This window comes from bacterium, assembly GCA_030685015.1.
Lineage (GTDB): Bacteria > CAIWAD01 > CAIWAD01 > CAIWAD01 > CAIWAD01 > CAIWAD01.
The window spans coordinates 23879-47055 of the sequence record JAUXWS010000043.1 but is presented as its reverse complement, the minus strand read 5'-3'; the positions used below and the strand labels follow the sequence as shown (position 1 = coordinate 47055).

Below are 23177 nucleotides of genomic sequence, written 5' to 3'. Positions count from 1 at the left end.
GAGGCGTGGTGGAACTGGCTGCCTTGCTGGAGGACATGGTCCGCCTGGAGGAGGGCGCCTGGAGTGATCGCCTCCTGCAGGATGGCTCCACCGCCGGCGCGGCCTCGGCGCGCCGCACGGCCCTCGTGCGCTATGGGCTGGAGGAGTGGCGCCGCCACGACTGGGTCCTGGCCGCCCGGCTGCGGCGGGCGCCCCGCCCGCGGGTGCAGGCCGCCCTGCGCCTGGGCCTGGTGCTGCTGGAGATGGGACATCCCGCCCATGCCGTGCTGGACAATCTGCTGGAAACACTGTCTGGGGTGTCGGCCACGGAGCGGGGACTGGTCAACGCCGTGTTGCGGGGACTGGTCCGGGACAACCAGCCGCTTGCCCCGCTGCCCGGACCCCAGACCGCCCGCAGCGCCGAGGAGCGCCGCCTGCTGGGCGTGGCCTTCTCGCTGCCCCCCTGGTTCCTGGACCTGATCGGGCGGCTGGAGGGTCCCGCCGCCTGGCAGCGCCCCTTTCTCCACCGGCTGCGGCAGGATCTCTACCGCGGCCGCGGCCTGTGGCTGCGGGTCAACCGGCAACGCTGGACGGCGGCGGAGGCGGAGGAGGATCTGGCGCGCCTTGGGCTGGAGCCCTCGGCCGCTCCTGAATGTCCCTTTTTCCTGCGCCTGGGCCGGATTCCCGCAGCGGGCCTGGCCCAGTTGCCGCCCCTGGCCGATGGCCGCCTGCACGTCCAGGACCTGAGCGCCTGGGGCGCGCTGGACCTCTTGGACCTGATGCCGGGCATGCGCGTGCTGGATCTGTGCGCGGCCCCCGGGGGCAAGTCCCTGGCCATGCTTGAGGCCTGTCCCGGAGTGGAGCTGACCGCGGTGGAGGCCCATCCCGGCCGCGCCCGCAGCCTGGAGCGGCGCCTGGCGGGCCGGGCCCGCCTGCGGCAGGAGGATGCCCGCGCCGTGACGGAGAAGGGTTGGGATCGCATCCTGTTGGACCTGCCCTGCTCGGGTTCGGGCACGGTGGGGCACCGCCCGGACATCCTGCGCAAGGAGGATCCGGTCAGTCCGGAGCTGCTGGAGCTGCAGGCGTCGCTCCTGTCCCACGCCACGGGGCTCCTGGCGCCGGGCGGGCGTCTGGTCTACAGCACCTGCAGCATGGACCCCCGCGAGAACGGCCAGCAGGTGCTGCCCCTGGCGGAACGGGAAGGGCTGCGGCCCAGGCCGGATCTGGTGCCCGCGGAGTCCCTGGTGGACATGGGGCGAGAATGGCGACCTTGGCGCAGTCTGCGTCCGGACCAGCCCGGACGCCCTGGCGCAGGCGGCGCCTGGGCCATCGCCCTCGACAAGCCGGCGCGAGGTGGGAGCTGAAGGCCGGAAGGAAGAGGTGTGATGCGGCCGGGAGAGGTGGACGATGAGGCGTGATCAGGTGGCGTCAGCGCCAGCGCGACGATGGCGGCGCCTGGGCCTGGCCCTGTTCGCCCTGCTGGCGGGATTTCTGCTTCTGCTCGTGGCCTTCGATCAACTGCTGATGCCGGCCCTGACCCGCCAGGGCGAGGTGGGGCAGTGTCCGCGCGTGCTGGGCCTGGAGTGGAACGAGGCGGAGATCCTGCTGCGGCAATCCGGATTCGAAGCGGTTCAGGCCGGCCGCCGGCCCGATCCCAGCGGCCTGTTCCCGGCCGGCGTGGTGATGGAGCAACATCCGCGCGCCGGTCGCATGACCAAGACAGGGCGGCGCATCCACGTGACGCTCAGCTCGGGCAGCCGCCAGGTGCCGATCCCAACCCTGCGGGGCGCGACCCAGCGCCAGGCCCAAAGCCTCCTGGCGGATGTCCAGCTGGACTTGGACACCCTGCGGTGTCAATGGCGCCACGACGCGCGCTTCGGCGAGGGAACCGTGCTCAGCCAGGTGCCGGCCGCCGGGGACAGCCTGCCGCCGGGAGGCCTGGTGGCCGTGGTGCTCAGCCTGGGCCCAGCCCCCGATTGGGTGCCCGTGCCCGACCTGACCGGCATGACCCTGCGACAAGCCAGGAGGACCCTGGCCCGCGTCGGTCTGGCCAGCGCCCAGGACAGCGGCCTGTCCGATGCCCAGGCGGTGGTCGGGCAGAATCCGCCGGCGGGCCTCCAGGTCCGGCCGGGCGCGACGGTGGACCTGCGACTGCAAGAAAGGAGCCTGCCATGATCCGCCTTGCCCCATCCCTGCTCGCCGCCGACCTCTTCCGCCTGGAAGTGCAGTTGGCGGCCTGTGCCGCCGGCGGCGCCGACCTGCTGCACCTGGATGTGATGGACGGCCACTTCGTGCCGAACCTGAGCTATGGACCGGATTTCGTGCGGGCCGTCCGCACGCGCAGCACCCTGCCGCTGGACATCCACTTGATGGTGGCCGAGCCGGCCGGCTTCATCGAGCCCTTCGCCGCGGCGGGAGCGGACTGGCTTTCGGTCCACCTCGAGGCGGGCCCCCATCCGGACCGCCTGCTCCAGCAAATCCGCGCCCACGGCTGCCGCGCCGGGCTGGCGCTCAATCCCGGCACCGACATCGCCCCGCTGCGCTGGTTGACGCCCCACCTCGATTTCGTCCTGCTCATGAGCGTCAATCCCGGCTATGGAGGACAGGCCTTCCACGCACCCGTGCTGGACAAGATCCGCCGCTTGGGCCAGTTGTGGCGGGAGCTGGGCGTGGCCATCCCCATCCAGGTGGACGGGGGTCTGGATGAGGTCCATGGCCCGGCCTGCGCCCGGGCGGGGGCGGAGATCCTGGTGGCCGGCTCCCACCTCTTCCGCCAGCCCGACCTGGCGGCGGCCATCACGCGCCTGCGCCGGGCCTGTGCATCCCACGAAGCGTGAAACGTGGCCCAGGCCGGGCTTGTGTTGCCTGCCCTTGGGCGAATCGCTACACTTTCGACCGTGCAAAGCAGAGAGCGGCACCCGACATGAACCTCATCCTTCTCGCCTTGCTGGTGGTTGCCACCGGCATGGATCCGGCTCTTGCCCAGGACTTCGAAAAAAGCCGCGCCGCCCAGGAAGCCGCTCCGGCGGCAGTCCAGGCCGCCCGCGTGCAGCTGGAGACCGGGCTGGGGCTTGTCAGCTTCCGCGAGGGTCTGCTGGCCCGCCGGCCGGGCGAGCTGCCCGATTGGTTGGACGCGCCACTGCGCAGCCGGGTGGAGGAGGGAGACCGAGTGCGCACAGGCAGCCAGGGCCGAGCCGAGATCGAGTTCCTGGACCGCAACGTGCTGCGCCTGGCGCCCGCCACCACCCTGCGCCTGGCCCGCCTGCTGGAGGAGGAGCGCGAGGCGGCCATCAAGGTGGACCTCGAGCTGGAGGAGGGGGACATCTGGGCCGAACTGGACGACCTGGACGAGGGGGACTCCTTCACCATCCGCTCCCAGGTCATGGGTGCCGCCATCACCGGCACGGCGCTCAAGATGAGCGTGGCGGAGGGACGTGAAACCGTGCTCACGGTGATGCGCGGCGAGGTGCGCGTCGCCTCCGACGCCGCCGGCCTGGTGGACCCGCGGCCGGCCATCGACATCGACTCGCTGGGCGCCCTCCTGGCCAGGCCCAAGGCGGCGCCCCCCACGCCCGGCGCTCCCGTGCCCGTGGCCGGACCGGTGCCCGTGGCCGGACCACGCGAGGTCAGCCTGGCCGAATGGCTGGTCATTGTGCGGGACATGCAGGAGATCCGGATCGGGGCCGACGGCCGGATCCAGACCGCCGGGCGCATCGAGTCTGCCGGCGATTCCGACTGGGTACGGTGGAACCTGGAGCGTAGCCGGGCACGCCAACCCCGCTAGTTTTTTTGGATCGATCAAGGCCCGCCACCCGGCGCGGGCCGTTCACACTGGCAGAGAAGGAGGACTCCATGCGTCGCTGGATTGGTCTGACCGTGCTGGCCACCCTGCTGGCTTCCTCGGCCATCCTGGCCCAGGTCATGCAGGAAAGCGAGAGCGGATCGGTGGACTGGCAGTCCCGCATCATCCGGGCCAAGGGAGTTGGCATCCCCAGCGCGGTGGGCGGCCGGCCCGGCCAGATCCGCGTGGCCCGCGCCGATGCCCTGCGCAAGATCCTCGAAACGGTGGAGGGCATGACCCTCACCTCGGAGACGACCGTGCAGGATTTCATGTTGGAGAACGACCGCATCATCACGGAGGTGCGTGGCGTCTGCCGCAACTTCCGCGAAGTGGGTGAGCCCATCTACATGAGCGACGGCTCCATCGAGTTGGTGGTGGAAATGGTGATCGGCCCCGACCTGAGCGATGTCCTGCTGGGCGGCATGCCCTTCCAGGACGGCATGCCCACGCCCATCCAGTACAGTGACATCAATCCCCTGGGGTCCGTCTACACCGGGTTGATCGTTGACTGCACGGGTCTCGAACTGCGCCCGGCCATGGCCCCGCGCATTCTCAACGACTCCGGGGAGGAAATCTACAGCAACGCCTGGGTGGATCGGGAGTGGGCCCTGCGCAACGGCATGGTGGGCTATGTCAAGAACCTGGAGCAGGCCCGCCAGCAACAGGACCGCATCGGTGCCAAGCCGCTGCTGGTCAAAGCGACGGACGTGCGCGGCAGCCACAAGGCGGACATCGTCATCCCGGACCGGGACGGCAAGATCCTGCACGCCCTGAGCGAGAATCTTTCCTTCCTCTCCGAGTGCCGCGTCCTCGTGGTGGTCAACTAAAGGTCGGAGGCAGACATGAACACCTTGCGTCGATGGTTGGCCCCCGCCCTGCTGGGAGCCATCCTGGTGGCGGGCCTTGGTGGGTGCGCCAAAGCTCCGCTCAAATCCGAGTCCCTCCTGGATACACCGCAAACCCATGTCGATCAGGGCCTTCGCCTGCTGGATCGGGGCGAGTTGGAGGCTGCCGGGCGGGAGTTCGACCGCGCCCTGGCCCTGGATCCCAAGTATTTCATGGCCCACGCCGCCCGCTCCCTGCTTATGGCGGAGTCGCCGGAGGCAGGGCGGGAGGCCTTGAAGACGGCCGCGAAAGCGGTGGACATGGCAGACAACCGCTGGCAGGCCTGGATGATCCAGGCCCGCGTGCTGACGCGCGTCCAGCCGGATGATTGGTACAACAAGTCCCTCAAAAGCCTGGAGAAGGCCGCCAAGCTGGGGGCGCCGGCCGAGCAGGTGCACTTCTGGCGGGGTCGCGCCGCCATGGTCAACCTGGATTTCCAGACGGCGGTGGGCGAGTTCGGCCAGGTGGTGGCCCAACGCGGGGATTGGTCGGCCCCGGCCGACCGGGCGCTGGAGACCTGCAACAAGATCATTCGCGCCAGGCCCGGCACGCGGGTCAGTTCCAAGATCGCGTTGGAGGACGCCATTGATCGCGCCGACATGGCCGTCTTGCTGGTGGAGGAGCTGAAGCTGCCCGAGATCCTGTCCAAGCGGGCCAAGGTGGACAAGCCCCGCTTCAACGAACCGGGCAGGGCCGACGACTCCCCCCAGCGCCTCAGTCCGGACGACATCCAGGACCACTGGGCCCGCACCTGGATCGAGGATGTGCTGCGCGAGGGCGGCATGGGCACTGGTCCGGGTGGCGCCTTCATGCCGGAAGAGCGGATCAGCCGCGGTGAATTCGCCTTGACCGTGGTGGACATCCTGGTCTCGGTCACGGGCGACGCCAAACTGGCCAGCCAGCACTTTGGTGAGACCAGCATCTTTCCCGACATGAACTCAAGTCATCCGTCCTACAGCGCGGCCGCCCTTTGCACGGCGCGGGGCATCCTGCAGGCCGACCTGCAAAGCGGGCGCTTCAACGCGACGGGGACGGTCAGCGGCGCCGATGCCCTGCTCAGCCTTAGGCAGTTCCAGAACATCTTGAGGCAGAACTTCTAAGGCGGCAGATCATGAAGAACGTCCATGCCTTGCTCACGGCCGGACTCTGCGGCGCAGTCTGCCTTCTGCATACCCACTGCGCGGGACCGCGGAGTGGTGGAGCGAAGAGGATCGACCAGCCGGCCTGGCTGGAGGCGCCGGCCCGGCGGTTGACCGATTCCTCTGCCGACCAGACCGCACCCAGTTTTTCCCCGGACGGCCTGCAGCTGGTGTATCAGAACAACGGCGATGGCAACTGGGAATTGTACACCATGCAGGTCTCCGACGGCCGTCCCACCCGCTTGACCGACACGCCCGAGGCGGAAGAGGATCCCAGCTGGTCGCCCGACGGGCGGTGGATCGTCTGCACCGTCCATGCCCCCAGCCTGGACGCCTCGCCCCCCCGGGACATCCTGGTCATGGCGGCGGATGGCCGCCAGCGGCGAATTGTCGCCGCCAGCGGCGCGGACGACTGGCACCCCCGCTTCAGCCCCGATGGAAAGTCCATCTATTTCGTCTCCGACCGGGTTGATGAGCGGCGGGACCTGGGGGACGCCGAGCGGAGGACTGCCGTTTTCCGCTTTGATCTTGAAAGCGACAATCTGGTCCAATTGACCGGGGCCGGCATCTACAGCAGCCCGCTGCCCACCAGCCAAGGCCTGGCGCTGCGCATGGGCAACCATCAGTTGGGCTGGCTGGAGAACCAGGATCCATCCGTGCTGATGGTCGACTCGCTGCGCATCCTGGGCCAGCCTGACTGGCATGCCGTCGCCGGCTGGGCGGTGAGCGAGATCACGGTGGAGCGGGACGGCCTCATCCTGGTGCGCCCGCCCCAATCAAACCAGTGGTTGCCCCTTGGTCCAGAGGGGCGTGAAGCCGATCAACTGCCCGCGTGGTCGCCCGATGGTCGACGCCTTGCCTTTGCCGGGCGGCAATCGCAGCAGTGGGACATCTATCTGAAGTCCATGGACGGACAGCCCTGATCACAGGTGGTGGATCGGCCACGCCGCGGCGGGCGGACGAGGTCGGATTCCAACCATATGAATGTCGGATAAGATGTATTATGTAAACTTATCTGAGGCTACAGCCCCAGCCAGGCCAGGCTCGCCCTCCGATGCGTGCCTGATGCGGATCCAGTGCCTGCCGCCAAAGTGCCCGGACATCGCCCATGAATTTCCAGACCTGCTTCAACAAGGAAGTCTGTTCCCGTTCACAATCAACGACTTGCCTCTGCAACGTGTCGGGCAGGATTTTGGCGTGGTCATGACCGACATGCTGCCGGGAAGTCGCCGGATGATCTTTAACCCTGCCACTTCCATACCTTGTGCCACAGACTCTGCAGTTGCCAGGAGCCAACGCGGCATGAACCCATCCCAGACGCCACCGGGCCGGTCCCTGTGGCTCAGCATGGTCCTGTTGGTCGTCCTGCTCATCCTGTTCTTTCTTGCCATCGAATGGATGTCCCAATCCTTCAAGCTGTTCGGGCAGGATTTGCCCCGCCTCTTGCTGAACTACACATCCAACCCCCTCGTCGCCTTGTTCATCGGAATTCTGGCCACCAGTCTTATGCAGAGTTCCAGCGCCACCACGTCCATGGTCGTGGCCATGGTGGCCTCAGGGTCCCTGCAGCTGGAACTGGCTGTTCCCATCATGATGGGAGCCAACATTGGCACCTCGGTGACCAACACCCTGGTCTCCATGGCCCACATCAACCGCAGTTCCGAGTTCCGTCGCGCCTTCTCCGCCTCCATTGTCCATGATTTCTTCAACGTGCTCTGCGTCCTGGTCTTTTTCCCCTTGGAGTACTTCACGGGCTTCTTCCACAATGCCGGGCAATGGCTGGCCGGCCTGGTCGCCGACGTTCATGGCATGGAGGTGCTGAGTCCGCTCAAGGCTCTGGTTGAACCGCTGGCCAGAGGTGTCATCACCCAGCTCACCAAGGTGCTGCCGACGGACGGGCCCTGGCACCTGCATGCCTGGTGTTCCCTGTTGTGCGCCTTCACCCTGCTCTTCCTGGCCATTGTCATGCTGACGCGGGTCTTGAAGGGCGTGGCCCTGTCCCGGGCGGAGAACTGGTTCGAGGCCAGCATCTTCCGCTCCTCCATCCGCTCCCTGCTGATCGGCGTCCTGCTCACCATCGCGGTGCAGTCCAGCAGCGTTTCCACCAGCCTCATCGTCCCCTTCGCAGGGGCCGGGCTGCTATCCCTCAAGCAAATCTTCCCCTACACCCTGGGGGCCAACCTCGGCACGACCATCACGGCCATGCTGGCCGCCCTCTCCACCCAGAACCCGGCGGCCGTGGCCATTGCCATGGTCCACACCTTGTTCAACGCGGCGGGGACGGCCCTCTTCCTCCCCCTTAGTCGCCTGCCCATCGGCCTGGCCTCGGGCATGGCCGAACTGGCCCTGCGCAGCCGATTGATCCCCATGCTCTACGTCCTGATGGCCTTTTTCGTCGTGCCCCTTGGCTTGATTTTTCTGCTGAAATAGGAGATCCCCCATGCTGAAGGGCTTCCTGTCCCTCTTCAACAAGGAAAGCCTGCTCGATCAGGCCCTCAAGGACACCCACACCATGCTGCTCCAGGCCGAGACGATGGTCCGGGTCGCGCGGCAGGCCCTGCGCGAGACGGAGCACGCCCCGGCGGAGCTTGACATCAGCAAGATGGACCAGGTGGTGAACCGCTACGAATCGGAGGTGCGGCGCAAGGTCTTCACCCACTTGACGGTGATGGGCAATGAGGAAGTCTATCCGGCCCTCGTCCTGATCAGCATCATCATCGACGTGGAGCGGGTGGGCGACTATGCCAAGAACATCGTTGAGCTGGCGCGGGAGCACGAGCCGCGCCTGCAAGCCGGGGAGTTCGAGACGGAGCTGTGCCGCATCGAGGAGCAGGTGATTGAGCGTCTGCTGCCGCAGGGGCGCCAGTGCTTCCAGCAGAATGACGAGAAGGCGGCCGCCACCCTCATCGCGGACCTCAACTGGGTCAACCCGGCCTGTGACCGCATCACCAACATCCTGGTGTCCGGCCGGCAGCCGGTGGACCTGCCCCCCTTCACCCAGGTGGCGCTGGCCCTCTATGTCCGCTATCTGAAGCGGATCAACTCCCACTGGTTGAACATCCTCACCAGTCTGGTCAATCCCTTCGACCGGATCGGCTTCCGCCGTGCCCCCCTGGATTGATCGTGGCGTGAAGCGGGGTCGACCTTGACATTGGAGGAGGCGGGCGCTACTTTCTTGGCCTGATTTTGCTGCCACTTTAGCTCAGCTGGTAGAGCAACGGACTGAAAATCCGTGTGTCCCCGGTTCGATTCCGGGAGGTGGCATGGACACCGCTGGGTTCGCCGAGGGCGAACCCTTTTTCTTGTGCCTGCTTTGAGCTTGGATGGGTGCGGGTGGGGCCCCTTCAAGGCGATGGCGGCTCCACCTGATCGCCATGCTCCCGCTTGACCAGCCAGGAACCGGCCCAGGCCAGGGGCCAGCCGGCCATGCGCAGGGCGACGCCACCCCAGGCCGGCATCCCCACGACCTCCTGTCGCGCAAAAAGTGCCCGCACCACGCGGTGGACCGGCGCGGGGGCGGGTCGTTGGCCGCCGGGGCACAATGAGGCTTCGAAGCGGCCGGCGCAGGCGCACAGGGTGACCCCCAATCCCTTGGCCCGCAGTCCCTGGCGCAGGGCGGCCAGATAGTTGCGCAGGCCGCCTCCCTGGGCCGAACCCGCCACTGCTCCGGCCGTGGGATGAAGGTGGGATGCCGGGGCCAGCACCAGCAGGTAGCCGTTGCCCTCCCGCAGCATGGCCGGCAGCAGGGCGTCGCGCAGCAGCTCATCCAGGGCGCGCAGGCCGCCCTCCTCCAGACGGCGGACCTGGGCAAGGGGCGCCGCCAATCCCGGATCCCGCAGAGAGCCACCGGCGATGAAGACGATGATGTCCGGCTTGGCGTCGGCCAGGCGGATGAAGGTGAGCAGATCGCTTCTGTCCTCCCGGCGGGCAAGATCGCCCTGGAAGAGGCTGGCACAGGCCCCGGCCGCCCTGCACTCGGAGTGCAGCGCGACCAGTCTGTTGCCCGAGGGGTCGACCAGAAGCAAATCACAGCCTCGTCCGGCCAAGACCAGGGCCAGCGCCCCGCCGGCGCCGCTGCCGGCTCCCAGGATGAGGGCCAGGGGTTTGACGGGCGGTTGAGTCATGGCGCCAACTTAGCACACTGCCCAAGGCCGTGACCCGGCGACAGTCAGCGTTATATTGTCGCATGCACACGTTCGCCCTGGCGCTGCTCAGCTGTGTTGTCTCCCTCCATGCGAGTCCCCCCGAGGTCCTGCGCCTGTGGGGCCAGGTCCGTGACGCGGGCGGCGGCGTGCCTTGCGCCCTGGTGGTGGCGGTTGGGCAGGACAGCTGCCTGACGGATGAACATGGCAACTACGCCTTCGACCGGCTGCCCATGGGTCCCTGCCATCTGCTGGTAAGGGCCCCTGGCCACGAGACGCTGCGCATGCGGTTCTGGCTGCGGCGTGAGGCCTTCCTCCCCATCGAACTGGCGGCGCGGGCCACGCTGGCCGCCGGCTTCGCCGAGGATTCCCTCCGGCTCATCCACCCGGTCACGGCGGGTGGAAGGGTCGACTTGGACGGGGATGGCCGCCCCGACCGGGCGGGGGACAGTCCCCTCCTCCACCCACGGCAGCGGCTGATCGACCTGCTGCCCGCCGAGGACGGCTGGGGCGGCGTCTGGCCGGCCCGGGTCGAGGGTGGGGTCCTGACGCCCGCCGGCGGCCTCCACGCCATGGGCCATCCCACTTTCTTCGGCGTGCGCGTGCGGGAGGGCGTGGACCTGACACCGGAACCGCCCACGGTCCGTCAAGCCGTGTGGATGGAGGCGGCGGGTGGCCGTGGCCGGGAAGGGGGCCTGCACCTGGGGCAATCCCTGGGCGCCTGGCATCGCCTGACACTGGACGCCTCGGTGCGGGCGCAGGAGCCAGTCCCCCATGGTGGCCGCGAACACCAGCACCACGACCTCGCCCTGGGACATCGCTGGCTGGCGGCCCCCCGTCTCACGCTGAATCAGCAGTTCCGCATTGCCCAGTCCCGGCGGGACGACATCACCACGACGCTGCCGGGCCTCTATCTGCCCCTGTGCTCCGCCGAGGAGTGGCGCCAGGTGGATCTCAGCTCCCGCGAGCTGTCCTGGAGCGGGCGGGCGGCCTGGGTGCCTTCCTTTCAGCATCGCAGCGAGGTTCTCCTCTGGGTCCGCCATCGTCGGCAGGAATCCGCAGGATTGGAGCTGGACCGCGTCCTGGACCGCCTGCTGCCCGCCGTCGGCCTCTCCTCCGGCCAGCGCCACCTCTTCTCCACTCGTCGGGAGGACGAGCGGAAAGCCTGGGGCCTGCGCGCCGCCCTGGAACAGCGGCATGTGCGCGGCCGCCTGCAGCTTGGCCTGGAGTTGGAACAACAGGCGCGCACCATGGCGGGCAGCATGTCCGCGGACAGCCTGTTGACCACCGGTCGCCATCCCTGGCTGCAGGTCGAGGAGCAGACAACCAATCTGGCGACCGGACTGCGTGACCGCTGGCATTGGTCCTCCGCCCTCGCCCTGGAGGGGGCGATGGATCTGCGCTACCGCTATTACGAGCTGAGGCGGCGACGAGTCGGCTTGTTCCAGCTGAGCGACGTGCCGGACATCGGCTTCAACCAGGATCTGCTCAGCCTCGACCCTCGTCTGGCCATCCTTGTGGGCGAGGGGGAGCCGCGCCTCGAGGTCTATTGGCAGCGCAGCCGACAGATGAGCACGGTGCCGGGTTGGTGGGACCCGGGCAAGAGCGTGGAATCTCTCTGGGACGGACCGCTCATCGCCGCCGTGGCGGGGGGCGAGATGGAGGGGCTTCTGCCCGCCCCGCTCGTCGACCAGGCCGGGCTGTGGGCCTGGCGTCCGGGTTCCACGCTGGATCTGCGGCTGGGCCTGTGGGGACGCCGTTGGGTGGATCTGCCCATGCCCTTCTGGACTGCCCGTGGCCAGGCCTTGCTGCCCGGCCAGCTCACACGTCCCCTGGACGCCCGAGAAGCCGGCGGCGATCTGCGGCTCGATTGGCGCCTGCCCCCGCTCAGAGGCGCGCTGCAGGGGTCGTGGCGGCGGACCTGGCTGGAGGGCCTGTGGTGGCAACCTGTTCCGGACAGCAGCCAGTGGATCAGCCGCCTGCGCCACCTGGACAAGCTGCCGGGCGTCCCCACCTTCTCCCTGATGGCCGAAGCGGGAGCATCCTGGTGCTGGGGAGGATGGCAGGTGGAGCCGGCCCTGACAGCGCGCTGGCAGGGGGAGCGTGACGCGGGGAACGCTCCCGGCTGGCCCGGTCGCCTGCCCGCCGCCCTGCGCCTGGACGGCGAGGCCGCCTGCCGGTGGCAGGCTTGGTCCGCCTGGCGTCTGACGCTGTGGGCGCGCAACCTGCTGGACGAGGATGCGCCGGAGGCGGCCTGGCTGACCTGGGCGGCGGATCAACGCGTCGGCCGCGTCGTGACCGTGCCTGCCGCCGGACGCGTGGCCGGTCTGCGGGTCGCCTGGAGCCGGCCATGAGCGAATCCGAGCTGCGCCAGGAGCTGGAGGCGGCCGCCCGCCTGCTTCACGCCCGGGGCCTGGTGGCCGCCTATGAGGGCAACCTGAGCGCCCGCCTCTCCCCCGTCGGCACCTCCCACCACCCGGCGCGATCGCTGATGCTGTGCAGTCCCGCCCGCTGCTGCAAGGGGGAATTGAGGGCCCGCGATTTCCTGCGGCTGGACGAGCAGGGCCGCCCATCGGGAGGTGGGAATCCCAGCACGGAGGTGGAGCTGCATCTGGGCATCTACCGCCACCTGCCGGAGGCGGTGGCCGTCGTCCACGCCCATCCGCCCCACGCCACGGCCTTTGCCTGCACGGCCGAGGGACTGGCGCCACTGCTGGTGCCGGAGCTGCACCTGCTGCTGGGGGGACCAGTGCCACTCGCCCCCTACGCCCCGCCCGGCAGTCCGGAGCTCTTTGCCTCGCTGCGGCCCTGGCTGGGCCGCTCGCCGGTCATCCTCCTGGCCAACCACGGCGCCGTGGCCATCTCCACGCGCTCGGCGCGCGATGCCGTCCATCTGCTGGACCAGGTGGAGCAGGTGGCGCGCCTCACCTGGCTGGCCAGGCAACTGGGCTCCCTGCGACTTCTGCCTGGAACGGCGCCATGAGCCGGCGGGCCCTCCCCCGCATCTTGGCCATGGCGCCAGGTCTGGCGGGCCTTCTGCTTGTCCTTTCATGCAGCGCCGCCCCCCGCTTCACCCGGCCTGACCAGCCCCTCCGCCGTCCAGGCCGCTCGGCGCATCTGGAGTCGCCGGCCCCGACAAGCGAAGTGGAGGCGCAGGCGGGGCAGGTCTGGCGGACGCGCGCCTCCTGGTACGGGGATGAGTTCCACGGCCGACCCACCGCCTCGGGCGAGCCCTTCAACCTGGGCGCGGTCAGCGCCGCCCACCGCGAGCTGCCCTTCGGCACCTGGCTGCAGGTGACGAACCTGGCCAACGGACGCAAGTTGGAGGTGCGGGTCAATGATCGCGGACCCTTCAAGGAGGGACGGGAATTGGATTTGAGCCGCGAGGCGGCCCGCCGGCTGGGCTTTCTCGAGGCCGGCACGGCCGAGGTGGAGGTGCGCGTGCTCTCCCTGCCCTGATCCCTACCAGGGCCGAAGGGCACCGATCAACTCCGCGGCGGTGGCCACGCCCTCGGCATCCAGCCACGCCTCGAATTCGGACAGGATCTCGCGGGCCCGCCGCGGCCGGGCGAAGGAGGCGGTGCCCACCTGGACGGCGCTCGCCCCGGCCAGCATGAACTCCACCACATCGCGGCCATGGTCGATGCCGCCGATGCCCACCACCGGAATGCGCACGGCCCGCGCCGCCTGCCAGACCTGGGCCACGGCCACGGGCTTGATGGCCGGGCCGCTGTAGCCGCTTGTGTTGGTGATGGTGCGGGGCCGGCGGCTGCCCAGGTCGATGGACATGCCGGGGATGGTGTTGATGAGGGTGAGGCCGTCGGCGCCGGCCTCCGCGGCGGCGCGGGCCATCTCGCCCACGTCGGCCACCTGGGGCGTCAGCTTGACCAGCAGGCGGCCGCTCCAGATCCGCCGCACACGGGCGACCAGGTCCGCGAGGGGGGCGGGACGGGCCCCGAAACTGATGCCGCCCTCCTTGACGTTGGGGCAGCTCACGTTCAGCTCGATGCCGGCCAGCCGCCGGGCGGCGGGCAGGTCCGCCTCCAACGCCTCCAGGCCGGCGACGACGGCCAGGTAATCCTCCGCCGTGCGCCCCGCCACGTTGACGAAGACGGCCGTGCCGCAGGCGCGCAACCAGGGCAGCTTGTCGCAAATGAAGACGTCCAGTCCCGGATTGGCCAGACCGATGGAGTTGAGCAGACCATGGGCCGTCTCCGCCAGCCGGGGCATGGCATTGCCCGCCCGCGGCTCGGGGGTGACGGCCTTGGTGAAGAGGCCGCCCAACTCGTGGATGGGCAGGAGACCGGCCAGCTCTTGTCCGAAGCCGCAGGTGCCGGAGGCGAGGCAGACGGGATTGCCCAGGCGCAGGTCGCCCAGGCTGACGCTCAGGCGGCTCATGCCAGGCCTCCCGGCACGAGCTCGGTTGAGGGAAAGACCGGACCAGTTTGGCAGGCGAGGGCGTAGCCCCCGTCGGGACGCGGCACGGCGCAACCCACGCAGATGCCGATGCCGCAGCCCATCAGGGTTTCCAGGCTGAGCAGGCAGGGCAGGTCGCGCTCCCGGGCCAGGGCGGCGACCGCCTCCATCATGGCGGCGGGACCGCAGCAGAAGAGTCGGGCCGGCCCCTCCTCCAGCACGTGCGACAATAACTCCGTCACGCGGCCGGGAAAGCCCAGGGAGCCGTCCTCGGTGGCCAGCAGGACCTCGAGGCCGGGATGCAGCCGGGCGGAGGCCTCCGCCGTGGCGCGATCCCGGTAGCCGAAGAGGAGACGCAGGCGCTCCCGGCGGCTCTCCTGCTCCTGCAGGGCGATGAGCGGCGCGATGCCCACGCCGCCTCCCACCAGCAACCAGGGAAGCGTTCTCCCGTCCTCCGCCAGGCGGTGGCGGAAACCGTGGCCCAGTGGCCAGAGGGTGGCCACCCTGTCCCCGGCGCGGCGGCCGGCCAGCCAGGCGGTGCCGGACCCCACCTGCTTCACCAGCAGCTCCAGCTTGCCGTTTCTGCTGCGCAGGATGGAGAAAGGGCGCGGCAGAGCGTGGCCCGGCACGGCCAATTGGGCGAACTGCCCCGCTTGGAACGCGGCGGCCTCATCCGGACCAGGCAGGATCAGGCGCAGCAGGAACAGCTCCGCTCCCAGCGCCTCGCAGGAGTCCACCACAAGGTCCTCATGGCATGGCCGGGCAGTGTCCACGAAGCTCCCCCTTACTCCAGGATCTGGTCCACGCGCAGGCGGCCCAGCTCCCCGAAGCGGCGCCTGAAGTCCTGCAGGCGATCCGCCAGCGGCTTGGCGGGTTCCGGATCGATGAAGCCCCCGCTTTCACTCAAGTGCGCCTCCTCCGTCTGCACAACCTGCCTCTCCTCGGCCACGGCCTTGGCCTTGGGCGCGGCCACCGCCACCTCCTGTCCCAGGCGCCGGCGCAGCTGGGCGGCGGCCGGATGGTCGGGGAAGTCCCGCAGGACACGGCGGAAGGTTGGCTCCCCCCACTCTGGGCGCTCCAGCTCATGCCAGGCGATGGTGCCGGCGGCCAGCAAGGCGGTGGCCGCCTGGGCCGTGGTGGGATGGCGGTCGGCCAGCTCCTGGTAAGCCGCCATCGCGCCCAGCAGGTCGCCTTCGCGCAGCCAAAGCTTCTCGGCCGATTCAAGCAGGACGGTGGCGCTGTCGGCCTCGGTCATGGCGCGGGGTAGACCCAGTCGGTCCCGTGCCGGGTTGGCGGCCGGAGTCTGCGGCCAGGTCTCGACCAGGCCGCGCAGCCAGGCGAGGCCGCTGGTGTCGGCGAACTGGTCCAGGCGCAGGCAGCCATAGGCATAGTGCAGGCGGGCCTGCTGCTCGCGGGTGGCGGCCTGGTCGGCCAGCAGATCGCGCATGAGACTGTCGGCGCGTTGGGGCCGGCTGAGGCGCTTGGCCTGGAACTCCGCCAGATAGAAGCGCTGGTCGAAGCGCAGCCCGGCCAGGCTGTCCGCCTCCGCCACCAGCCGCAGGCTGTCGATGGCCGGATGCCGGCTCAAGGTGTCCAGGACGGCGGTGACCAGCAGGGAGTCGTCCCAGCGCTGCCGGGCCCTCTCCTCCGCCAGGTGCAGGCTGTCTGCCAGCTGTGCGGCGCGCAGGCTGTCGGCCCGCTCCGCCTCCCGCTCCTTGCGCTGAAAATCGAAGAGGCGGACCCGGCCGCCGCGCCGGGCGTCGCGACCGCCCCGCGTGCCGTCCAGGGTGTCGGCGGCCACGACCGGCAAGCCTTCCCTCTCCTCGGTGGCCAGGGCCGGCGGATCCCGCTCCTCCTCCCCGCCAGCCACGACCAGGCTGTCCGACGGCGGCACCTCCAGCTGGCGGAGGGAATCGGCCCGCAGGCTGTCCCGTGTCGCTCGCAGGCGTGGCAGCAGGGCCCGTGCCGCCTCGTGGCGGGCGCTGTCCGGATCCAGCTTGACCAGGCGCACTCGAATGAGATCGTCCAGGCGCTTGATCTCCTTGTGCGTCTTGTCCAGCGACTCGAGCAAGGCCAAGGCGGTGGTGCTGGAGTCGGCCCAGACGCTGCCGGCCTTCTCGCTGGAGGCCCGCTTGAAGTAGGTGCGGGCGCTGTCCAACTGGTCGTCGGCGAAGAGGAAGATGCGGCCAAGCGAGTAGGCCGCCCCGGCCGAGCTCGCGGTGCGTGGGAAGTCCTTGAGAATGGCCGCCCATTCGCCCTTGGCCCGGCCCGGATCACCGCGCTGCTCGGCCAGCCAGCCCTGGCGCAGATCCAGGGCGTGCCGCTCCGCGTAGAAGCGCTCGTCCTTGCGCAGCTTGCGCAGGCGCCGCTCCACGGACTCCAGCCGCCCCAGGCGGAGGTTGTTGTCCAGGTTGCCCAACCAGGAGCGGAAAAGCAGGGAGAAGTTGGGCCGATGGCGCCGCACGGCGTTGTAATGCCCAAGAGCCGCCTCCCAGTTTCCCTCCTCCTCGTAGGTGGCGGCCATTTCCGCGTTGATCTCGGCCCGGTCGGCCTGGCGGCGGGCCGTCTTCAGCAACGCTTCCTGGGATTCGAGCAGGCGCTGGCGGGATCCCCGCTTCCGGTGAAGAGCGCTGGCCACGCGCAGCGCCTCCACCCGGTCGGCGCGATCCATCGTGGCCAGGTCCAGGCGGGCCAGCTCGAGCTGGCAGTCGTCCTCCCGCTCCAGGGCGAGCAGGGCCCGGGCGCGCCAGATGCGTCCCCGGGGGAGGAGGGGCGAGTCCGGGAAGCCGGCTTCCAGCTCGTCGAATTTGCGCAGGGCGCGGTGGTGCTGATCGAGCCGCACGTAGCATTGACCGATGAGCAGGATGGTGTCGTCCACCCAGCGCGACTCCGGGTAGAACTGCAGCAGCTTGGAACTGATGCGCAGGCAGTCGTCATAACTGGCGCGGGCGCTCTTGGCGCCGCTGAGGGCGTAGGTCTGCTCGCCCTTGCGGTAGGCCTTGTTGGCGTTGTAGTAGGTGTTGAAATAGGCCCCGCATCCCATCATGAGGGGAAGCAGGCCAAGGACAAGCAGCGGCCAGAGCAGGCGCCGCCGCCCGGAGGCGGGAGAAGGGGTCATGGGGTGGGGCCTCGCATCAGGGGGCTTCCAGCAAGCGGGGCAACCAGGCCGCGGCGCTGCCTTCCAGCCAGAGATCGCCGTCCACGGCCGCCGCGGGATCGGGATTGACGATGATGACGGGGCAGGCCCGGCGCCGCGCCGTCGCGAGGACGCCGGCCGCCGGCCAGACCAGGGCCGAGCTGCCCACGCCCAGGGCCAGGTCCGCCGCATGGGCGGTCCCATCCATGCGTAGCAGGTGCGCCGGGTCAAGCGACTCGCCGAACCAGACCACGGAGGGGCGCAGGCGGCCTCCACAGGAACAGGTCGGCACGGGATCCGGCGGGAGGGCGGCCATCGCCTGGGAGGCGCCGCAGCGCTGGCAGTGGGCCCGTCGGATGCTGCCGTGCACAGCCATGATGCAGTCCAGGTCCGCGCCCGCCTCGAAAAAGGCCTCCTCGAGCAGGCCGTCCACATTCTGGTTGACCACCGTCACCGATCGGGTCAGGGCCAGGCGGGCCAAGGCCTGGTGGCCGGCATGGGGGCGGGCCGGAGCCAGCTGTTCAAGACGCCAGCGGTACCAGGCCCAGACCTCCTCCGGCATGCGGGCGAAGGCCGTCGGCGTGGCCAGATCCTCCGGCCGGAAGCTCTTCCAGAGTCCCTGCGCCCCGCGGAAAACAGGCACGCCGGACTCCTGGGACAGGCCGGCGCCGACCAGCACGACCAGCCTCTTCGCCACGGACAACCTGGCCCGGGCCTCGGCCAGCACGCTCTCCTTCATCAGCGCAGCAGCAGCAGGCGGACATGGGTCCGGTCCCCGCCGCCGGTGCGCAGCTCGGCCAGGTAGAGGCCGGATGCGGCGCGTCCCAGGTCAAGGCGCAGGTCATGGGAGCCGGCCGCCAGGCGGCCCAGCTCCACCTCCCGCACCAGGGCGCCGGCCATGTTCCAGACCTGCAGCCGCGCCTCGTCCGCTTGCGCCAGGACGAAGCGCAGATGAGTGTCCGGATTGAAGGGATTGGGCCGGGCCTCAAGGGATAGGGCCTGGGGCAGGGCCAGGGGACGGGGCGCGACCCCCACCAGCGTGCCGTTCTCCAGCCAGCCCAGGAAACGCTCCAGGACTGTCGACAAGGGCAGCAGGCTGCCGCCGCCATGGACCGCCTCCAGGCTGACCCCCGCCACGATCAGGCGGCCACCCGCCCAAGCGGCATCCTCGCGGCGCAGGATGGCGCCCTGGTTGCCCGTGCCCCAGCGGGCCAGCAGGATGCTGCCGGCCCGCAGCTGCAGGCTGGTCGCGGGCAGTTGCTGGTTCCAGGCGCCACCGGCGCCGGCCAGCAGGATGGATTCCTGGTCGGCCAGGAGGCCACCCTCGCTCCAACCGCGCAGCAGGGCCGAGCCGCTCCAGGCGGAGCCGGGATCGGCCCCCAGCAGCGCGCGGCCGGCGGAGGACACGCCGTCCAGCAGCCTTTGCCCAGTGAGCAGCAGTTGTCCGCCCTGGGCCAGATAAGCGCCCATGGCGGCCAGGTCGGCGCTTGAGAGCGGCGAGGGCGATGCGGCGCAGGCCCAGATCACCAGGGGGTAGGCGGCCAGATCCTGGGGCGCCGCTGCGCCGGCGGCTTTGACACGCAGCTCCACGCTGTGGCTGCCGTTCAAGGCGGTCTCGTACCAGCTCCCGACGGAGGCGTCGGCGCCATCGAGCAGGAGGAGCAGCTCCTGGCGACCGACCTGGATGGCGCCGGTCGTCACCTGCTCCCAACCCGCCGCGTCCACACTGCGCAGGGTGAGGGGGTAGCGGCCGTTGGGCAGCGTCTCCGCCAGCGCCAGGCGGAAGGGCGGGGTGGCGAAGCCCTGGCCGTGGGCGACGGGGCCGGTGGTGACCAGGCCCTCCAGCACGGCGATGCCCGCCTCCTCCACCGCCAGTTCGATCCGCAGGCTGTCCAGGGAGGCGCCGTGATTGGTCAGGAGGAAGGAGACCTGCACCTCCTCCCCGGCGTCGGGCCAGTTGTCGCCGCCGCTGTCGGACTCGACCTGCCAGTCCACCCAGCGCAGGTCCTGGTGGGAAAAGTACTGGAAGAAGGTGGCGACCAGCGTGTCGGCCGCATCGCCGATGGCGGTCACGCTGACCGAGCTGGAACCGCCCCCATAGGGCAGGCTGGCCGGATTGCTCACGGCGTTGAACGTGCGGTTGCCGGTCTGGCCCGGGAAGATGTCGCCGGCGTCGGCGCCCATGCCCAGGTTGAGATGGCGCATGCCGTCGGCCTGCTCCAGATCGACCAGGAAATGGTCCTCGTCCGAATTGCCGCCCTGGTTCTCGTCCACGTGCCAGATGAAAAGACCTGCCGCGGGCTGGTGCAGGTCCCATCCGGCCAGGCGGCGGTTCTCGCAGAGGAAGAACTGCTGTGGCGAACCGTCCAGGTCGAGGCGGATGATCTCGTCGCTCAGATGGATGGCGGGCAGGCCGTAATCCACCAGCTCCGACGGGGTCGTGGTCACGCTGGACCAACCCAGGCGTTGGCGGCACCAGGCGCTCATGGCCGAGGGGACGTGCGCGTTGCCGCCGCTGCCGCCGCCGCCCCAGCTGCCCCCGCTCATCACACACCAGCTGCCGACGCCGCTGGAGCTGTAATCCGTGTCGTAAAGATCGGGCAGGTTGAGGGCGTGGCCGAACTCGTGGACATAGACGCCGATGGCCGACTGGGCCCCGCCCTGCAGCTCCGGCTGCATGGTGTAATCATTGATGGTGACGCCGTCCAGCACCAGGGACTGGCCCCACAGGCCCCAGCGATGGGACCAGATGTTGGTGGAGTTCCCCTCCTCCGCGCCATGGCCGCTATGCACGATGAGCAGGCCGTCCACCACGCCGTTGCCGTCGTTGTCGAACTGGCTGAAATCCACCTCCGGATCGGCGGCCAGCACCGCCTCGATCACCAGCTCCTGGCTGCGCTCCCAGCCCTGGTTGTAGCCGTAGTAGTCGTGCGGATGGGCCGCCTGGACCCAGGCCGTCACGGTGGAGAGAGTCGAGAAGCGGCCATAGGACATGTCGAGATAATAGTCGTTGAAGGAGCCGGTGCCGTGCCAACCTGGCTGGTTCATCATGTCGGCGAAGGAGCCTGGCGTCACAAGCGGGAGCTGGTTCGGATAGCGGATGAGGATCAGCAGCAGGTTCCATTGACCCTCCACCCGCGAAGTGCGGCTGGCGCCGGCAGCAGGCTCTTGCCGCCGGGCGGCCGCCTGGCGGGCCAACCAGGCCGGATCGGGCCGCAGGCCGCGGGAATCCTCGCGGGGGCGCGTCGGTTGATAGACCTCGCCGCGGGCCTCCAGACCGCCGTCCGCCGCGTGTCGCGCATGACGCCAGACCCCGGCCTCATCCATCAACACGGTGTGGCCGTCGCGGGCCACGGCCCAGTGGACGAACTCGTCCCCCGTCAGCTGAAACTGGAAGGGCTCGCCGCCGGCGCGGCCATCCAGCCATCCTGGTCGCGCGGGAACAGCCTGGGCCGGGAGCATGGCGATGAACAGACCGACAAGCAGTGCGGAGAGCGCGAGGGCGAAGCGAGGCATGAAGTCCCCCTGGAGTGTTGGCACAAAGCTAGAAAATGCCGGCCCGGCGCTCAATGCAGGCGCTGGGGAAGCGGTGCGGGGCCGGGACGGGGTCAGACGGGAGGCTGGGTTTCGGCCATGACCATCATCCACCCGACTCCCATGCGGGCGGCCAACAGGGGAGGCAGGCCCGGCCAGGCGGTGGCGGTCATCCGCTCGCCCACCGGCCGCAGACCCAGGGCTTCGCCCGCGGCGGGTGCCAGGGCGGCCGCCACGGGCACCCGCGTGCCGTGCAGGAGGCGCAGCAGGCGGCCTTCGCCGTCCACCACCAGGGCCAGCCGCGGATGGTGGCGTTCGAGCAGCTCCAGGTAGGTGGAGGCGGCGAAGTCGGCCAGCTCGATGGCGGGATCCCGGTTGGCCCCTGGCAGGGAGCGCCATTCATTGTAATAGCTGACGGCCCGCTGGAGCAGGATGTGCGCCAATGCGTCGCCACCCCCGGATTCCTCTGGTGAGGCGGCCTGGTCCAGCCTCTCCCTGAGGTCGTGCAGGCTGCGCTCGAGCCGGTGCAATTCGCCGCTCAGGTTGGACGGTTGGCGCTGATCGGCGGTGGCGGACCTGTCCGGCGCGGTCGGGATCCGTTCAGCGCGCAGGCGGCGCAGGGCGTCCAGAATGGGATCCGGCGCCAGCTCCGGCAGCGAGGGAAGATCCTCATCGAGGCAACGGAATTGACGCCGCCGGGCGGGAAAGGGAGAGCGGATTCCCGGGTCCTTTCCCTGCTCCTGCCCCATGCCTGGTCCTTCCCCTTGTTGTTCGAGGGCACGAAGCCGGCCACCGAATGGGCGCCGGATCGAGTGGCCGAACGCTATCAAACAATTCAGGAATTGTCAAGATGTCAATTCCTGAATGTTGAAATGTGTAGTTGGTACTTTGCGTGGAATGAATTTCGGAATCCTTCGCCCTGGGGGCAGGGAGAAGCCGGCCACAAGCAGTCTGTCGGGCTTGGACCTTCGATGGGATTCGCGCCCATGTCGCGGACCATTCGGCGGAGATTTCGCGTCGCGTAATGGCATTTACTCGCAAGAAATCTGCGTCGAAGGGGGCCGACAGGCCCGACGCGAGCGTCGGGTGGGGCGATGAAGACCGCGAAGCGGCCAAGTCCGACTAACTGCTACGGCGTGGCCGCAAACTCACCAGGGGGGCGGGGCCGCCTCCCGGTTGTGCGACGCTACAGGGCCTTCTTGAGACGCGCCATGAAGAGGCGCTTGAGCAGCTCCCGCTCGTCCGGCACGTTCTCCAGATCCACGTCAAGGGTTTGCATGAAGTCGATCAGGCAGCGGAAGATGCTGTTCTTGGTGATGCGCTCCCGCTTGTCCCGTCGATTGCGCATGATGGCCGCCACCATGTCCTCCAGCACCTTGTGTTGCTCGGAAGAGATGAGGATGGACAGCTTGGCTTCATAGGTCTGGTATTTGGGGATGTGATCGGGGGGCTTGCGCTCCGACTTCAAGCGCGAACGGACCAGTTCGTTCGGATAGAAATTCATGCCGCCTCCTTGCCGTTGCCGGCTCCAAGGCAAGCGCAATGCCAGAATCAGGATGTTGAGATCATCAAGTCCATCAAGGCCATCACTTGGTCGCTGCCGGACAGGGAGGCGGAACTTTGGAATTCCCGGACTTCCAGAGGGCAAAAGTTTCCGCTCCAGGCCTCGCAAGGGCCGGCCCGGCGCCGAGGCAGGCCCGCTCAGACCATCAGGAGCCGGCCCGCACCGTGGTCGTGATGCCGCCGCGGGGCAGGAAGACGGTGCAGACCTCCAGGCGGCGTGGCGCCAAGGCCCGGGCCAGGTCGTCGTGGATGCGGTTGGCCACGTTCTCGTGGAAGATGCCCACGTCGCGGAAGGCCTGCAGGTATTCCTTCAGGCTTTTCAACTCCACGCAGGAGGGACCGGGAACGTAGCGCAGCGTCAGACGGGCGAAATCCGGTTGGCCGGTCTTGGGGCAGCGGCAAGTGAATTCCGGCGTTTCAATCTCGATCCAATAGTCGCGGTCCTCGTACTGGTTGGGCCAGACCGCCAGCTCCGGCAGGGCCAGATCCTCCCGCCCGCCGCGGCGGGCGTGGTCGCCCGTGTAGCCTGTGCGCTGCTCCAT

Annotated in this window: 21 protein-coding genes and 1 tRNA gene; 13 read left to right on the top strand and 9 right to left on the bottom strand. The window is 69.2% G+C overall.

All coding sequences use genetic code 11. The features are described from left to right. The first annotated feature begins 8 nt into the window (after window positions 1-8). The 10 genes from Q8O14_05450 (at window position 9) to Q8O14_05405 (ending at window position 9108) form a co-directional block, all read left to right on the top strand. Window positions 9-1343, top strand: a complete 1335-nt coding sequence (locus Q8O14_05450) for an RsmB/NOP family class I SAM-dependent RNA methyltransferase (GenBank protein MDP2360181.1) — start codon at window positions 9-11, stop codon at window positions 1341-1343. Between the two features lie 43 nt (window positions 1344-1386). Beyond that, a complete protein-coding gene (locus tag Q8O14_05445) occupies window positions 1387-2154 on the top strand; it encodes a PASTA domain-containing protein (protein ID MDP2360180.1) in 768 nt (255 codons plus the stop codon). Next, the gene (gene rpe, locus Q8O14_05440; GenBank protein MDP2360179.1) at window positions 2151-2816 is read left to right on the top strand and encodes a ribulose-phosphate 3-epimerase; all 666 of its coding nucleotides are present in this window, start codon (window positions 2151-2153) and stop codon (window positions 2814-2816) included. The genes Q8O14_05445 and rpe overlap by 4 nt, the downstream gene beginning before the upstream one ends. 86 nt (window positions 2817-2902) lie before the next feature. Further along, window positions 2903-3763, top strand: coding sequence for a FecR family protein (locus tag Q8O14_05435; GenBank protein MDP2360178.1), 861 nt, complete (start codon window positions 2903-2905; stop codon window positions 3761-3763). Window positions 3764-3831: 68 nt separating this feature from the next. After that, window positions 3832-4647 (top strand): hypothetical protein, encoded by an 816-nt coding sequence (locus Q8O14_05430; GenBank protein ID MDP2360177.1) that lies wholly within the window; start codon window positions 3832-3834, stop codon window positions 4645-4647. 15 nt (window positions 4648-4662) lie between these two features. Further along, the gene (locus Q8O14_05425) at window positions 4663-5805 is read left to right on the top strand and encodes a hypothetical protein (GenBank protein ID MDP2360176.1); all 1143 of its coding nucleotides are present in this window, start codon (window positions 4663-4665) and stop codon (window positions 5803-5805) included. Between the two features lie 11 nt (window positions 5806-5816). Then, on the top strand, window positions 5817-6767 hold the full coding sequence (locus Q8O14_05420) for a hypothetical protein (GenBank protein MDP2360175.1): 951 nt from the start codon (window positions 5817-5819) through the stop codon (window positions 6765-6767). Between the two features lie 379 nt (window positions 6768-7146). Next, window positions 7147-8274 carry a Na/Pi symporter gene (locus Q8O14_05415; protein MDP2360174.1) on the top strand — a complete coding sequence of 376 codons (1128 nt, stop codon included), beginning with the start codon at window positions 7147-7149 and terminating at the stop codon, window positions 8272-8274. Window positions 8275-8284: 10 nt separating this feature from the next. Beyond that, on the top strand, window positions 8285-8965 hold the full coding sequence (locus tag Q8O14_05410) for a PhoU domain-containing protein (GenBank protein MDP2360173.1): 681 nt from the start codon (window positions 8285-8287) through the stop codon (window positions 8963-8965). Window positions 8966-9035: 70 nt separating this feature from the next. Beyond that, window positions 9036-9108, top strand: a tRNA-Phe gene (locus Q8O14_05405). A gap of 80 nt (window positions 9109-9188) precedes the next feature. Here the strand turns inward: Q8O14_05405 and Q8O14_05400 are convergent. Beyond that, a complete protein-coding gene (locus Q8O14_05400; protein ID MDP2360172.1) occupies window positions 9189-9968 on the bottom strand; it encodes an SDR family NAD(P)-dependent oxidoreductase in 780 nt (259 codons plus the stop codon). Between the two features lie 62 nt (window positions 9969-10030). Here Q8O14_05400 and Q8O14_05395 point away from each other — a divergent pair, with 62 nt between their 5' ends. From Q8O14_05395 to Q8O14_05385, 3 genes are read left to right on the top strand one after another with little or no spacing between them, the layout of a single operon-like run. Further along, a complete protein-coding gene (locus Q8O14_05395) occupies window positions 10031-12340 on the top strand; it encodes a TonB-dependent receptor (protein MDP2360171.1) in 2310 nt (769 codons plus the stop codon). Next, window positions 12337-12969 (top strand): class II aldolase/adducin family protein, encoded by a 633-nt coding sequence (locus Q8O14_05390; GenBank protein ID MDP2360170.1) that lies wholly within the window; start codon window positions 12337-12339, stop codon window positions 12967-12969. The genes Q8O14_05395 and Q8O14_05390 overlap by 4 nt, the downstream gene beginning before the upstream one ends. Then, window positions 12966-13445, top strand: coding sequence for a septal ring lytic transglycosylase RlpA family protein (locus Q8O14_05385; protein MDP2360169.1), 480 nt, complete (start codon window positions 12966-12968; stop codon window positions 13443-13445). The genes Q8O14_05390 and Q8O14_05385 overlap by 4 nt, the downstream gene beginning before the upstream one ends. Before the next feature lie 3 nt (window positions 13446-13448). Here Q8O14_05385 and Q8O14_05380 read toward each other — a convergent pair whose 3' ends face one another. The 8 genes from Q8O14_05380 to queF all read right to left on the bottom strand — a co-directional run bounded on the left by Q8O14_05380 (window position 13449) and on the right by queF (window position 23177). Beyond that, on the bottom strand, window positions 13449-14384 hold the full coding sequence (locus tag Q8O14_05380) for a dihydroorotate dehydrogenase (GenBank protein MDP2360168.1): 936 nt from the start codon (window positions 14382-14384) through the stop codon (window positions 13449-13451). Next, window positions 14381-15175 (bottom strand): FAD-binding oxidoreductase, encoded by a 795-nt coding sequence (locus Q8O14_05375; protein ID MDP2360167.1) that lies wholly within the window; start codon window positions 15173-15175, stop codon window positions 14381-14383. Before Q8O14_05375 ends, Q8O14_05380 begins: the two co-directional genes overlap by 4 nt. An 11-nt stretch (window positions 15176-15186) precedes the next feature. Continuing rightward, window positions 15187-17520: a tetratricopeptide repeat protein gene (locus Q8O14_05370; protein ID MDP2360166.1), complete on the bottom strand. Its 2334-nt coding sequence runs from the start codon at window positions 17518-17520 to the stop codon at window positions 15187-15189. A gap of 16 nt (window positions 17521-17536) precedes the next feature. Then, complete coding sequence (locus tag Q8O14_05365) at window positions 17537-18277, bottom strand: Sir2 family NAD-dependent protein deacetylase (GenBank protein ID MDP2360165.1); 741 nt, start codon at window positions 18275-18277, stop codon at window positions 17537-17539. Then, entirely contained in the window at window positions 18277-21054 is a 2778-nt protein-coding gene (locus Q8O14_05360) for a M6 family metalloprotease domain-containing protein (protein ID MDP2360164.1), read from the bottom strand. The genes Q8O14_05365 and Q8O14_05360 overlap by 1 nt, the downstream gene beginning before the upstream one ends. A 92-nt stretch (window positions 21055-21146) precedes the next feature. Beyond that, window positions 21147-21821: a hypothetical protein gene (locus Q8O14_05355; protein MDP2360163.1), complete on the bottom strand. Its 675-nt coding sequence runs from the start codon at window positions 21819-21821 to the stop codon at window positions 21147-21149. Window positions 21822-22258: 437 nt separating this feature from the next. Beyond that, the gene (locus Q8O14_05350; protein MDP2360162.1) at window positions 22259-22576 is read right to left on the bottom strand and encodes a hypothetical protein; all 318 of its coding nucleotides are present in this window, start codon (window positions 22574-22576) and stop codon (window positions 22259-22261) included. Between the two features lie 205 nt (window positions 22577-22781). Further along, window positions 22782-23177 carry a preQ(1) synthase gene (gene queF, locus Q8O14_05345; protein ID MDP2360161.1) on the bottom strand — a complete coding sequence of 132 codons (396 nt, stop codon included), beginning with the start codon at window positions 23175-23177 and terminating at the stop codon, window positions 22782-22784.

Coding starts and splice junctions, on each gene's coding strand:
- Q8O14_05445 (MDP2360180.1), top strand. CDS start 1,387: ATGAGGCGTGATCAGGTGGCGTCAGCGCCAGCGCGACGATGGCGGCGC.
- rpe (MDP2360179.1), top strand. CDS start 2,151: ATGATCCGCCTTGCCCCATCCCTGCTCGCCGCCGACCTCTTCCGCCTG.
- Q8O14_05435 (MDP2360178.1), top strand. CDS start 2,903: ATGAACCTCATCCTTCTCGCCTTGCTGGTGGTTGCCACCGGCATGGAT.
- Q8O14_05430 (MDP2360177.1), top strand. CDS start 3,832: ATGCGTCGCTGGATTGGTCTGACCGTGCTGGCCACCCTGCTGGCTTCC.
- Q8O14_05425 (MDP2360176.1), top strand. CDS start 4,663: ATGAACACCTTGCGTCGATGGTTGGCCCCCGCCCTGCTGGGAGCCATC.
- Q8O14_05420 (MDP2360175.1), top strand. CDS start 5,817: ATGAAGAACGTCCATGCCTTGCTCACGGCCGGACTCTGCGGCGCAGTC.
- Q8O14_05415 (MDP2360174.1), top strand. CDS start 7,147: ATGAACCCATCCCAGACGCCACCGGGCCGGTCCCTGTGGCTCAGCATG.
- Q8O14_05410 (MDP2360173.1), top strand. CDS start 8,285: ATGCTGAAGGGCTTCCTGTCCCTCTTCAACAAGGAAAGCCTGCTCGAT.
- Q8O14_05400 (MDP2360172.1), bottom strand. CDS start 9,968: ATGACTCAACCGCCCGTCAAACCCCTGGCCCTCATCCTGGGAGCCGGC.
- Q8O14_05395 (MDP2360171.1), top strand. CDS start 10,031: ATGCACACGTTCGCCCTGGCGCTGCTCAGCTGTGTTGTCTCCCTCCAT.
- Q8O14_05390 (MDP2360170.1), top strand. CDS start 12,337: ATGAGCGAATCCGAGCTGCGCCAGGAGCTGGAGGCGGCCGCCCGCCTG.
- Q8O14_05385 (MDP2360169.1), top strand. CDS start 12,966: ATGAGCCGGCGGGCCCTCCCCCGCATCTTGGCCATGGCGCCAGGTCTG.
- Q8O14_05380 (MDP2360168.1), bottom strand. CDS start 14,384: ATGAGCCGCCTGAGCGTCAGCCTGGGCGACCTGCGCCTGGGCAATCCC.
- Q8O14_05370 (MDP2360166.1), bottom strand. CDS start 17,520: ATGACCCCTTCTCCCGCCTCCGGGCGGCGGCGCCTGCTCTGGCCGCTG.
- Q8O14_05365 (MDP2360165.1), bottom strand. CDS start 18,277: ATGAAGGAGAGCGTGCTGGCCGAGGCCCGGGCCAGGTTGTCCGTGGCG.
- Q8O14_05360 (MDP2360164.1), bottom strand. CDS start 21,054: ATGCCTCGCTTCGCCCTCGCGCTCTCCGCACTGCTTGTCGGTCTGTTC.
- Q8O14_05355 (MDP2360163.1), bottom strand. CDS start 21,821: ATGGGGCAGGAGCAGGGAAAGGACCCGGGAATCCGCTCTCCCTTTCCC.
- Q8O14_05350 (MDP2360162.1), bottom strand. CDS start 22,576: ATGAATTTCTATCCGAACGAACTGGTCCGTTCGCGCTTGAAGTCGGAG.
- queF (MDP2360161.1), bottom strand. CDS start 23,177: ATGGAGCAGCGCACAGGCTACACGGGCGACCACGCCCGCCGCGGCGGG.